This window comes from Leptotrichia sp. oral taxon 847 (assembly GCF_001553645.1).
Classification (GTDB): Bacteria; Fusobacteriota; Fusobacteriia; order Fusobacteriales; family Leptotrichiaceae; genus Leptotrichia.
Genome location: NZ_CP014231.1, coordinates 646,325 through 658,900, shown reverse-complemented (window position 1 = coordinate 658,900; position 12,576 = coordinate 646,325). Strand labels below are relative to the sequence as shown.

Genomic DNA, 12,576 nt, shown 5'->3' with positions numbered 1-12,576 from the left:
GGTAAAAGATTACAACAAAATAGTTTATTCTGTTAATAAAAAAAAGCTAATTAAGAGCACACGGAGGATGCCTAGGTAATAACAGCCGATGAAGGACGCGATAAGCTGCGATAAGTCAGGTCGAGATGCACATAATCAATGACACCTGAATTTCCGAATGGGGTAACCTGCATACCCAGATGGTATGCGCGAAAGCGGTAAGCCTGTGAACTGAAACATCTAAGTAACAGGAGGAAAAGAAAGTAAAAACGATTCCCTCAGTAGCGGCGAGCGAACGGGGATATGCCTAAACCGTACCGGTGCCAAGCTGGCAGCGTTGCCGGTACGGGGTCGTGGGATTTCATCCGACTTATGCCATAATGTCTAAGTAGCATAGCAGTAAGAAGAATCAGATGGGAAGCTGAACCATAGAAGGTGATAGTCCTGTATGTCGTATATGCTGTGCTATGATTTGAAACTCCCGAGTAGCGTCAAGCACGAGGAATTTGGCGTGAATCCGCGTGGACCATATCACGTAAGGCTAAATACTGTTATTGACCGATAGTGAAGAGTACCGTGAGGGAAAGGTGAAAAGAACCCTGTGCAAGGGAGTGAAATAGAATTTGAAACCGTGTGCTTACAAACGGTAGGAGCACTTTATGTGTGACTGCGTGGATTTTGGTTAATCATCCTGCGAGTTATGATCAGTGGCAAGGTTAATTAATGAAGCCGAAGGGAAACCAAGTCTTAACAGGGCGACATAGTCGCTGGTCATAGACGCGAAACCTAGTGATCTAGGCCTGTCCAGGCTGAAGCTGAGGTAAGACTCAGTGGAGGGCCGAACTCACCGCCGTTGAAAAGTTGGGAGATGAGATAGGTCTAGGGGTGAAAAGCCAATCGAACTAGGAAATAGCCCGTTCTCTCCGAAATGCATTTAGGTGCAGCCTGAATTTTAGATATGTGGGGGTAGAGCACTGTATGATCTAGGGGGCATATTGCTTACCGAAATCAAGCAAACTACGAATACCATTTATTACTGATTCGGAGTGAGTCCATGGATGATAAGGTCCATGGACAAAAGGGAAACAGCCCAGACCACCAGCTAAGGTCCCTAATTATGTCTAAGTGGGAAAGGAGGTGGATATTCACAGACAACCAGGAGGTTGGCTTAGAAGCAGCCACTCCTTAAAAGAGTGCGTAATAGCTCACTGGTCGAGAGTATCTGCGCCGAAGATGTAACGGGGCTAAAGACATAAACCGAAGCTGTGGAAGCGGCTTTGCCGCTTGGTAGGAGAGCGTTCTGTAGGTCTACGAAGGCTGGCCGTAAGGCCTGCTGGAGACATCAGAAGTGAGAATGCAGGAATGAGTAGCGAGAAGGAGGGCGAGAATCCCTCCGGCCGGAAGTCCAAGGTTTCCGGGGGAAGGTTCGTCCGCCCCGGGGAAGTCGGGACCTAAGCGTAAGCAGAGATGTGATTGCGAATGGTAAATAGGTTAATATTCCTATACCACTGTCAGTCGTCTGAGTGACGGAGTGACGCAGTAAGGTATGTGAGAAGGCTGTCGGAATAGCCTTTCTAAAGGCCTAGCCTGGGCACGCAGGTAAATCCGCGTGCCTATAGGTGAGACCCTACGGGTAAGTGCTTTTGCATAAGTCACAAATCCTATACTGCCTAGAAAAACTTCTAACAAGACTCGTCAGTGCCCGTACCCTAAACCGACACAGGTGGACAGAGTGAGAAACTTAAGGCCGACAGGATAACTCTAGCTAAGGAACTCTGCAAAATAGCCCCGTAACTTCGGGAGAAGGGGTGCCTGATATACTTAAGAGGAGAAACACCTCAAGGGGAAACAGGCCGCAGTGAAGAGTCTCAAGCAACTGTTTACCAAAAACACAGGTCTATGCTAAGCTGTAAGGCGACGTATATGGGCTGACACCTGCCCAGTGCCGGAAGGTTAAGAGGAGGAGTGAGAGCTCCAATTTGAAGCCCCGGTGAACGGCGGCCGTAACTATAACGGTCCTAAGGTAGCGAAATTCCTTGTCGGGTAAGTTCCGACCTGCACGAATGGTGAAATGATTTGAGAGCTGTCTTGGCTGGAGACCTGGTGAAGTTGTAATGTCGGTGAAGATACCGACTACCTGCAGTAGGACGGAAAGACCCCGTGGAGCTTTACTGTAGCTTGGCATTGGGTTTTGACAATGTGTGTATAGGATAGTTGGGAGACTTCGAAGTTAAGGCGTCAGTCTTTTCTGAGTCACTGTTGGAATACCAACCATATGTTGTCGGAATTCTAATCCTTTACCGGAGACAGTGCTAGGTGGGCAGTTTGACTGGGGCGGTCGCCTCCAAAAGAGTAACGGAGGCGTTCAAAGGTTCCCTCAGGCTGGATGGAAATCAGCCTTCGAGTGCAAACGCATAAGGGAGCTTGACTGCAAGACCGACGGGTCGAGCAGGTACGAAAGTAGGAGTTAGTGATCCGGCGGTCCCTAATGGAAGGGCCGTCGCTCAACGGATAAAAGCTACCCCGGGGATAACAGGCTGATACTTCCCAAGAGTCCATATCGACGGAAGTGTTTGGCACCTCGATGTCGGCTCGTCTCATCCTGGGGCTGGAGAAGGTCCCAAGGGTTGGGCTGTTCGCCCATTAAAGAGGCACGCGAGCTGGGTTCAGAACGTCGTGAGACAGTTCGGTCCCTATCCACTGCAGGCGCTGGAATACTGAAAAGTTCTGTCCTTAGTACGAGAGGACCGGGATGGACAAACCTCTGATGTATCAGTTGTCACGCCAGTGGCACGGCTGAGTAGTCACGTTTGGTTAGGATAATCGCTGAAAGCATCTAAGCGAGAAACCCCCTTTAAGATGAGTATTCCCAGTATCCACATAGACTATGTGGTCGATAGGCTGGAGATGTAAGCGCAGCAATGCGTTCAGTTGACCAGTACTAATATTACTTAAGCTTTTTTTATCTTTTACTTAGCCTACTATTTATTTCTCATTGCCTTTTTTCAATACCCTTTATATTCTGTTTGGTGACTATTGCAACAGGGATACACCCGGTCTACATTTCGAACCCGGAAGTTAAGTCTGTTTACGCCTACGATACTTAGTGTTTACTAGGAAAAATAGGTAATTGCCAAACTTTTTCTTTTTTGCGTCTCCGTAGCTCAGCTGGTTAGAGCATCTGACTGTTAATCAGAGGGCCGTTGGTTCAAGTCCAACCGGGGACGCCACTTTTTTTGTTGAAAAAAAAAGAAAGATATGCTATAATCAAAGTTGTTATAATAAGAAGAAAGAGAAAAAAATAGGAGTTGAAAGATAGATATGTTTCAAAAATTAGATGATGTTGTTTTAAAGCATAAAGAACTTACAGAACTACTTATGAGTCCTGAAGTTGCCAGTGATCCTAAAAAGATTATGGAATATAATAAGGCTTTGAACAGTATTGATGAAGTAGTTCAAAAATATACTTATTATAAAGAGCAAAAAGAAGAAATGGAAAATCTTAAAGAAGATTTGAAAACAGAAAAAGATCACGAAATGAAAGAAATGATGCTTGAAGAAATTCATTTGATTGAAGAAAAAATACCGTTATTGGAAGATCAGCTAAAGGTTCTTTTATTGCCTAAAGACCCTAATGACGATAAAAATGTTATTATGGAAATCAGAGCGGGAGCAGGTGGGGATGAAGCTGCACTATTTGCTTACGACATATTTAGAATGTTTACGAGATATGCTGAAAGAAATCGTTGGAAAACAGAAATTATTGATAAAAATGAGATTGGAGTAGGTGGATTAAAAGAAGTAACATTTTTAATTAAAGGACACGGTGCGTATTCAAGACTAAAGTTTGAAAGTGGAGTTCATAGAGTACAAAGGGTTCCAGCAACTGAGTCTTCAGGAAGAGTTCATACTTCGACAATTACAGTTGCAGTGTTGCCTGAGATAGATGATGTAAGTGAAGTAGAAATTAATCCAAGTGATTTGAAAATTGATACTTATAGATCAAGTGGAGCAGGTGGACAGCATGTAAATACTACTGATTCAGCGGTTAGAATTACACATTTGCCGACAGGACTCGTAGTTACTTCACAAGATGGACGGTCACAAATTAAAAATAAAGAAGCCGCAATGAAAGTATTAGTTTCAAAATTGTATGAAATGGAATGCGAAAAGCAGAGAAAAGAAGTGGAAAACGAAAGAAGATCTCAAGTGGGAAGCGGTGATAGATCTGAAAAAATTAGAACGTATAATTTTCCACAAGGAAGAGTTACAGACCATAGGATTAAATTGACCTTACATAGATTGGAAGCTATTTTGGACGGAGATTTGGACGAGATGATAGATGCACTAATTGCCTATGACCAGGCTGAAATGCTTAAAGTTGTTGGTGAAAATGAATAACTTACTGACTATATTAAATAAATCTATTGAGTATTTGGAAAGAAAACAAATAAAACACGCAAGATTAAAAGTGGAAAGTATTTTTTCTGAAATATTGAAAATGCCAAGAATAATGCTTTATGCAAATTTTGAAAGTGTATTGTTAAATGAAGAAATTGATGAAATAAAAAAAAAATTAAGTGAGTTATTAAAAAAGAATAAAAATTTTTTTTATGTATTTGACAGTCAAAATGGCGATAATTTAAAAAATTTGCTAGATAAAAGTATTTCTTTTTTAGAAAAGAATAATGTAAATGAAGCTAAATTAAAAGCTGAAATCATATTTTCAAGTGTTTTAGGGATAGAACGAATGATGCTTTTTACTAGATATGGTGACAAAGTATCAGAAGAAAACAAAAATAAATTGAGAAATTTTATTGTAAAAATTGGAAAAGAAAACTTTCCGATACAATATCTTTTAAATGAGCAAGAATTTTATGGAAGAAAGTTTTATGTAGATAAAGGTGTATTAATTCCACGTCAAGATACTGAAGTTTTGGTTCAAAAAGCAATCGAAATTTTAAAAAAAAATGAAAATAAAAACAAAATTTCAAAAAAAATACTTGATATTGGCTGTGGAAGTGGTATAATAGGAATAACAATAGCGTTAGAAATTGAAAATTGTTATGTTTTGGGTGTGGATGTGTCAGAAAAAGCACTTATGACATCTAAAAAAAATAAAAAAATATTGGAATCAAAAAATATAAAATTTATAAGATCGGATTTATTTGAAAATGTTGAATTTAAGAGTTTTGATATGATTGTGTCAAATCCACCGTATATTTCTTTAAGTGAAGTGGGAATAATGTCTGATGACACTTTACACGAGCCAAGCGAAGCACTTTTTGCAGAAAATGATGGATTATATTTTTATCTTGAAATTTCTAGTAAAGCTAAAGATTATTTGGCAGAAAATGGTTTTTTACTTTTTGAAATTGGATTTAAACAAGGTCATAAAGTAAAAGAAATTATGGAGAAATTTGGATTTAAAAATATTGAAATTGTTAAAGACTTAAATGGAAACGAGAGAGTTGTAATTGGACAAAAAATTTCATAAATATTTTGGTTTAGAAACAAGCCGTTTATCTTATGATAAAAAAATAGTTTCAAAAAAAATTAAATTAAAAAAGTAAAAAAGAGGAGATGAGTCAATGATTAGTGATAGGAAAATCATAAAAAAAGCAAGAATTTTGTTATTAGGATTTACATTATCAGTATCAGCGTTTGGAGAACAAGTAAAATCTGCGAGTAAAAATTCTCAATTAGAAAATTTAATAAAGAATCAATATAATAATCAAAGTATTAATTTGAATGTAAATAGAAGTGTAAAAAATATGCAGCAGACTGGAAGTTACACAAAACCAAGCAGTACAGAATTTGTTTCTACAACAAGTGGAAAATCTCAAAATGGAATACCTGAATTAAAATTAACCAGGGAACAACTGTTATCGGTTGCAAACAAAATTTTTCAGAATGAAACAGGCGGTTCGGTAAGTAATTTAGTCGACTGGAATGATGGAGAAAATTTTCCTTCGCTTGGAATAGGTCATTTTACTTGGTTTAAAGCTAGTGGTGGAAGAAGTGGATTTGGAGATAGTCTTCCTGATATGGTTGCTTATTTTAGAAGCAAAGGTATCAAATTGCCAAAAATTTTAGCGGAGAACAGATTTTCACCTTGGCAAAGTAAATCTGAGCTTATGAGCAAAAAAATTAGTGGTGATAAGGATATTCAAGAATTAATTTCTTTTTTTAATAACACAAGAGATATTCAAGTTATGTTTATTTATGAAAGACTAAAATCTTCATTGGAAAAAATGTTAAATGCGTCATCGAATAGAGAAAATTTAAAAAATCAATTTAATAGAATGGTGGAAACTCCCAATGGACTTTATGCACTAATTGATTATATCAATTTTAAAGGAGAAGGAATATCAGGTGTTTCTTCATATAATAATGTTGCCTGGGGATTAAGACAAGTATTGGAAAATATGAAAGGAACGGCTACAGGTCAAAGTGCTTTAGTGGAATTTAGCAATTCTGCAAAATATGTACTGCAAAGAAGAGTAAAAAATGCACCGAGAAATGAAAGCAGATGGTTACAAGGCTGGTACAATAGAGTCGATACTTACAAAACATTTGTAATAGGTAGTTTATAATTTTTTTGGCAGAGACTTTTTTAGTTTCTGCCATTTTTTTCAAATTTAATAAAAAAATTTATAAAGAGGAGAAAAAAGTGAAAATATCGGATTTTGATTTTGAATTGCCAAAGGAATTAATTGCACAAAAGGCGGTGGAGCCGAGAGATAGTTCCAGGCTTTTAGTATTAAATAAAAAAGAAAAAACGCTTGAGCATAGACATTTTTTTGATATAATTGATTATCTGAAAAAAGGAGATGTGCTTGTTGTAAACAGGACAAAAGTTATTCCCGCAAGAATTTTTGGACATAAAAAGTTGGATGGAGATGAAATTGGGGCTTTGATGGAATGTTTTTTATTAAAAAGATATGATTTGAAAACTTGGGAAGTCTTGCTAAAACCTGCTAAGAAGCTAAAAATAGGTCAAAGGATTGTGTTTAGTGAAGGACTATTGGAAGCTGAATTAATTGAAATTAAGGAAGACGGAAACAGAGTTTTGAAATTTGACTTTGAGGGAAATTTTGAAGAAATATTAGATAAATTAGGTGAGATGCCACTTCCACCTTATATTACTGAAAAACTTACAGACAAAAATCGTTATCAGACAGTTTATGCAAAACAGGGGGAATCAGTTGCAGCACCAACTGCGGGACTTCATTTTACAGTAGAGTTGCTTGAAAAAATAAAGAAAAAAGGCGTCATTTTGACGGAAGTGTTTTTGGATGTTGGGCTTGGGACTTTTAGACCTGTGCAAGTTGAAGATGTAACAGAGCATAAAATGCATAGTGAAAAATACTGGATTCCTGAAAAGACTGCAAAAATTGTAAATGAAGCTAAAAAAAATGGGAATAGAGTTATAGCGGTTGGGACAACTTCTGTAAGAACGTTAGAATCCTGTGTAGATGAAAATGGTAAACTTCTTCCAAAAAGTGGAGCTACAAATATTTTTATTTATGGAGATTATAAATTTAGAATTGTAGATGCGATAATCACTAATTTTCATTTGCCAAAATCTACACTTATTATGTTAGTTTCAGCATTCGCTGGAAAAGATTTTGTATTTTTTGCGTATAAAAAAGCGATTGAAGAGAAATATAGGTTTTATAGTTTTGGAGATTCGATGTTTGTGTATTAAAAAACGAGCCGTGTGCTCGCTTTTTTTGTATGAAAGAAGTCTAAATGTAGAGATGGGGCGTCTCTTTTAGACACTTATTTATATCATATATGTGAATATTTGTCAAATAATTTAAAAATTGTAATTTTTTTATTTTTATTATTTTTCAAAAGTATTTTTAAAGTGACTATTCAAAGCATCAAAAACATTGGTTAAATTTTCCATTTTTTCAAGTTCTTCCATATCTGGCTCTTTAAAATCTTCAGCATTTGTATTATTTTCCTGTGTTTCAATACTTTCTAAGCCATCAGAAAAATTTTGTGCAATGGAAATTTCTTCAGGAAAATTGTCGTCGTCATCGTTATTTTCTAATTCTTCATTCTTTGCTTCAATTTCATTTTTTTCAATTTTTTCTTCTTCTTCTTTTTCAAAAGGCTTGAATGTTTGATCAAAAAAAATAAAGAAGTCATTTATCGCTGTTTCTTGTTTTTCAGTTTTCAAAAGGAGAATTGTCCCTTCAAAAAGAGCTATTAGTATTCTAGCTAAGCTTTCAGACGATATATCAGAAAGTTTTGCCAGTGAAGAATATTTTAATGTCGTTATAAAAAAAGAAAATCGTAATTCTATCTTTTGGTAAGATTTTATAAGCTCTTCACGTATAGGATTATTTATATCAGACAGTTCCAGTGATAAATTTCCAAGTGGACTTCCTCCGTGAAATTTGTTGTTTTTTATATTTTCAAAATATTTTTGGAAAAATTCTCTAAATTTGGAAATAGATAAATCATTTACAATTGTGTTAAAAAAGTTTATCAAATTTTCAGTGTGATATTTGATTACCTCAAACAAAACTTCTTCCTTACTGGAAAAAAATTTGTAAAAATAGTCATTTGGTATATTACATTCTTGAAAAATATCTGTTAAATTAGTATTTATATACCCTTTATAATAAAATAATTTAGCACTTTGCTGAATTATAATTCTTTTTTTTCTTTTCATAAAAGTTTTCCTTTCTTAAAAAAACAATTTTTTAATAATCATTTTATAAGTTATTTCAATTGTAAAATAAATTTAGTTATAAAAAATTGATTAATTCACTAGTACTAGTATACTAAAAAAATCAATTCTTAGCAAGAAAAAAATTTTTTTATGATGGTTTAAAAATTTTAGGGGCAGATTTTTTAATTTCAAATTTTTTAGCTTATTTTTGATTACAAGATGTTATTTTGTTTAATATTATTTTTTTATTTTTTTACATAAGGGGAAAGGACCGCCATTTCCCCTTATAATCCCCACGCTCGTCTAAGAATTTTTTTGAAGCAAAGCCGAAACTCACTTCGTTCAGACAGTCGTCTTTACTTCAAAAAAATCACGACACTTTTGTATAATAGTAAAATTTAAACCGTCGGAGCATTTTTGTGTGCAACTTAAGCTGTTTGACGACCAAAGGGAGGAGTTCTTAAGTTTGTGCATAAAAATGACGAAGACTAGCCGGGGTGCAGGGGTGCGGCGATGAGCACTTCTGCTTAAAAAATAAAAAAATATTTTAGTAACTTTCTGGATTGAATGAAAAACTTAAAATAAGATTTTTTATTTACCCCTAACTATTTTACTCTGTCATTTTTTTATAATATTTATTTTTGTTTACAAGATGTTTTATATTTAGTATAGTTTTTATTTTTTTAAATAAGGGGAGAGGACCGCCATTTCCCCTTATAATCCCCACATAAGTCTAGGCACTTTTGGAAGTACGTAAAAATGGCGAAGACTAGTTAGGGGGAGAAAGAGGTATAGAGATGAGCACTTCTGCTTAAAAAGTAAAGAGAAAAGATTAATAAATAGAGAAAATAAATATTTTGAGAATAGTTATAAATTTATTATTTTAAAAATATAAAAAAATTTATTTTATTAAGATTTTATAAGAAATAAATTTAAAAAAATTCTATTTTAAAAATAAGAGAAATAGGTTATAATATAAAAGAATAAAATAAAAAAATTTTTTAATAAAAAAATAGGAGGGAAAATAATGTCAATATTAATTTTCGGACATAAAAATCCGGATACGGACACAATTTGTTCGGCATTGGCTTATGCTGAATTGAAAAATAAACTTGGAAAAGATGTAAAAGCAGCAAGACTGGGAGAAATTAACGAGGAAACAAAATTTGTTTTGGATTATTTCAAAGTTGACAAGCCTGAGCTTATTACAAATGTTGCGGGAAAAGAAATCATCTTGGTGGACCACAATGAAAGAACTCAAACAGCTGATGGATTTGAAGAAGCAAAAGTTTTGGAATTGGTTGACCATCACAGAATTTCTAATTTTAATGTGGACGAACCTTTGTACGCCAGAGTTGAGCCAGTTGGATGTACTGCTACAATAATTTTAAAATTATTTAAAGAAAATAATTTAATGCCATCAAAGAAAGTGGCAGGACTTATGTTGAGCGCCATCATATCTGACACATTGTTATTTAAATCACCAACTTGTACACCACAAGATACAAATGCTGGACTTGAGTTAGCTAAAATCGCAGAGGTTAATCCAAATGAATACGGGCTTGAAATGTTAAAAGCTGGAACTGCATTAGGAAATAAAACAGAAGCTGAATTACTTACAATGGATATGAAAATTTTTGAAATCGATGATAAAAAAATTGGTGTAGCACAAGTAAATACCGTTAATGAAGCGGAATTGCTGGAAAATAAAAAAGCGTTACTAACAGAAATTAACAATATTATTTCTAAAGAAAATTTGAAATTTTTTATGTTTGTAATTACAAATATTTTATCAAATGATTCTGTTGCAATCGTTGAAGGTGATGGAAATGCTATTATTGAAAAAGCTTTTGCAGAAAAAGTTCAAGATAATACAGTGGTTTTAAAAGGAGTAGTTTCTCGTAAAAAACAAATTATTCCACCTTTGACAAAAGCGATTCAAGCTTAAAACTTAAATATGAGGAATAGAAATGGCGATAGTTAAATTAAAAAAAAGAGAAGAATTAAAAATATTATTTGCGGTAAAAATGCCTGAAATTGTGTCAGAACTGTACAAAGAAATAAAAAATAAAAAGATAGCTAATTCAAAGTTAAAAGAAATCTTAAATATAAAAAAGACAGAGTAATTAATATTATTGATTTGGTTGATAGTTATGAAAATATTTTTTCGGTGCTTGTAATTTACGATAATATTTTGACTGAAAAAGAACTTCTTAAATATGATTTGGAAATTGAAAGTATTAATTTTAGAATTTTGGACTTGAATTTTAACAGCAGAATTGAAATGGAAAAAATTATTGAAAGTATCAAAGGTTAAAAAATAGGAGGATTTATGAGATCAAAAAAGCTGGCGTTTTTAGTTGGAATAATGATGTTGTTTGTATTTAGCGTGATAAATGCAAAAGACGAAGCAATTAAAAAGACAAAGGAAGAAAAGAAATTTGAAAAAATAATGAAGAAATTTGAATTAGAGGCTACAATTCATACGTCTAAAGGAGATATTAATGTATTTTTATATCCTGAAGCGGCTCCTGTAAATGTGGCAAATTTTGTATTTTTGGCAAAAAAAGGATTCTATGACGGTTTAACTTTTCATAGAGTTGTTCCAAATGCAATTGTTCAAGGTGGAGATCCAGTTGGAGATGGTACAGGAAGTGCAGGATATTATGTTGACGATGAATTTGTGGATTGGTTGAATTTTAATAATGAAGGAATGTTAGCAATGGCAAATTCAGGACCAAATACGAATGGAAGTCAATTTTTTATTTCATTACAACCAATGTCAAGTCTTAATGGAAAACATACTGTAATCGGTGGGTTAAAAAACGGAGGGGATTTGGCAATTGCAAAAGTTTTAAGACAGGGAGATAAAATTTTGAGTATTGATATAAAAGGTAAAAAAGTTGACGATTTTTTAAGTTATTTTTCTGTTGAAACAGCTAAATGGAAAAGTCAAATGAAAAATAATTAAAATAAAAAGTTGTTTTAAACTTTGAACTTAAACTGCACCTAGAGTCTTAATTGTAAAGATCTAAGATAAGAAGTGCAGTTTTTTTGTTAGATTTATTTATATTTTTTATTATCTTTTATATAATCAATAAATTTTTTAAATATTTTATGAGCATACTTATCTGTAGCTGCCATCATTTCAGGATGCCACTGGATTCCTAAAATAAGATTTTCTGAGTCTAAATTTTCAATTGCTTCGATAACGTTATCGCTACTTTTGGCAATGACTTTAAATCCTGGTGCTATTTTATTTATAATTTGATGGTGAAAGCTGTTTACAAATCCGATTCCGCTCACTTCAAAAATATCGTTTAAAAAGCTGTTTTTGTCAATTGAAATTGAGTGAGTAAAAACATTCCATTTAGCCTTTTGGAAGTGTTTAATTGTTACATTTTCTCCATAAGACAAATCTTGGTGTAAGGTTCCGCCAAAAGTAACATTTATGAGCTGATGTCCACGGCAAATTCCTAAAATTGGTTTTTTTAGTTTTACCGCTGTATTTATTAAAATTGTTTCAAATTTATCTCTGTCAGGAAAAATTTCACCTAGTTTTTCTTTAGGCTCTTCACCATAAAGTAATGGAAAAATATCATTGCCTCCTGATAAAATAATGGCATCAACATTTTTTACCATTTCTTCTATAATTTCATCATCCGTGTTAAATGGTAGAATATAAGGAATTCCATCCGCACAAATGACAGCGTCGATGTAGGTTTGGTCTAGTACACAGCGATTGTATCCTGCAAAAAGTCCATTTTCGAGATGTGTAGTGCTCCCAGAAATACCTATAAGTGGTTTTTTCATATTTTTTTCTCCTCTTTTTATGTTATATATATTAAGTTTGTAGCTTAATTTTAACATATTTAGAAGTAAAATTCAAAATATTGATAAAATTTAAA

10 protein-coding genes, 1 tRNA gene and 2 rRNA genes are annotated in these 12,576 nt (G+C 33.8%); 11 read left to right on the top strand and 2 right to left on the bottom strand.

Features of this window, described 5'->3' with window-relative positions; translation table 11 throughout:
- The first annotated feature begins 39 nt into the window (after positions 1-39).
- From AXF11_RS02965 to queA, 7 genes are all read left to right on the top strand, one after another.
- Positions 40-2,944 (top strand): 23S ribosomal RNA (locus AXF11_RS02965).
- A gap of 60 nt (positions 2,945-3,004) precedes the next feature.
- Positions 3,005-3,118: ribosomal RNA gene (gene rrf, locus AXF11_RS02960) — 5S ribosomal RNA — on the top strand.
- A 14-nt stretch (positions 3,119-3,132) separates the two neighbouring features.
- Positions 3,133-3,209 (top strand) — tRNA-Asn (locus AXF11_RS02955).
- 91 nt (positions 3,210-3,300) lie between these two features.
- On the top strand, positions 3,301-4,380 hold the full coding sequence (gene prfA / locus AXF11_RS02950) for a peptide chain release factor 1 (RefSeq protein WP_068154790.1): 1,080 nt from the start codon (positions 3,301-3,303) through the stop codon (positions 4,378-4,380).
- Positions 4,373-5,476 carry a peptide chain release factor N(5)-glutamine methyltransferase gene (gene prmC / locus AXF11_RS02945; protein WP_068154788.1) on the top strand — a complete coding sequence of 368 codons (1,104 nt, stop codon included), beginning with the start codon at positions 4,373-4,375 and terminating at the stop codon, positions 5,474-5,476. The genes prfA and prmC overlap by 8 nt, the downstream gene beginning before the upstream one ends.
- 94 nt (positions 5,477-5,570) lie before the next feature.
- Positions 5,571-6,575, top strand: a complete 1,005-nt coding sequence (locus AXF11_RS02940; RefSeq protein WP_068154786.1) for a hypothetical protein — start codon at positions 5,571-5,573, stop codon at positions 6,573-6,575.
- Between the two features lie 77 nt (positions 6,576-6,652).
- Complete coding sequence (gene queA, locus AXF11_RS02935) at positions 6,653-7,690, top strand: tRNA preQ1(34) S-adenosylmethionine ribosyltransferase-isomerase QueA (RefSeq protein ID WP_068158176.1); 1,038 nt, start codon at positions 6,653-6,655, stop codon at positions 7,688-7,690.
- A gap of 138 nt (positions 7,691-7,828) precedes the next feature.
- On the opposite strand, the gene AXF11_RS02930 is transcribed toward queA, so the two are convergent.
- Complete coding sequence (locus AXF11_RS02930; protein WP_068154785.1) at positions 7,829-8,668, bottom strand: TetR/AcrR family transcriptional regulator; 840 nt, start codon at positions 8,666-8,668, stop codon at positions 7,829-7,831.
- A gap of 1,027 nt (positions 8,669-9,695) precedes the next feature.
- Here AXF11_RS02930 and AXF11_RS02925 point away from each other — a divergent pair.
- The 4 genes from AXF11_RS02925 to AXF11_RS02915 are packed head-to-tail and all read left to right on the top strand — an operon-like array spanning position 9,696 to position 11,639.
- A complete protein-coding gene (locus tag AXF11_RS02925) occupies positions 9,696-10,616 on the top strand; it encodes a manganese-dependent inorganic pyrophosphatase (RefSeq protein WP_068154783.1) in 921 nt (306 codons plus the stop codon).
- 22 nt (positions 10,617-10,638) lie between these two features.
- Positions 10,639-10,794 (top strand): hypothetical protein, encoded by a 156-nt coding sequence (locus AXF11_RS10795; protein WP_231724747.1) that lies wholly within the window; start codon positions 10,639-10,641, stop codon positions 10,792-10,794.
- Between the two features lie 14 nt (positions 10,795-10,808).
- Complete coding sequence (locus AXF11_RS10790) at positions 10,809-10,985, top strand: hypothetical protein (RefSeq protein WP_231724746.1); 177 nt, start codon at positions 10,809-10,811, stop codon at positions 10,983-10,985.
- Positions 10,986-11,000: 15 nt separating this feature from the next.
- Positions 11,001-11,639 (top strand): peptidylprolyl isomerase, encoded by a 639-nt coding sequence (locus tag AXF11_RS02915; RefSeq protein ID WP_068154781.1) that lies wholly within the window; start codon positions 11,001-11,003, stop codon positions 11,637-11,639.
- Between the two features lie 92 nt (positions 11,640-11,731).
- Here AXF11_RS02915 and AXF11_RS02910 read toward each other — a convergent pair whose 3' ends face one another.
- Positions 11,732-12,481 carry a gamma-glutamyl-gamma-aminobutyrate hydrolase family protein gene (locus AXF11_RS02910; RefSeq protein ID WP_068154779.1) on the bottom strand — a complete coding sequence of 250 codons (750 nt, stop codon included), beginning with the start codon at positions 12,479-12,481 and terminating at the stop codon, positions 11,732-11,734.
- Positions 12,482-12,576: the final 95 nt, after the last annotated feature.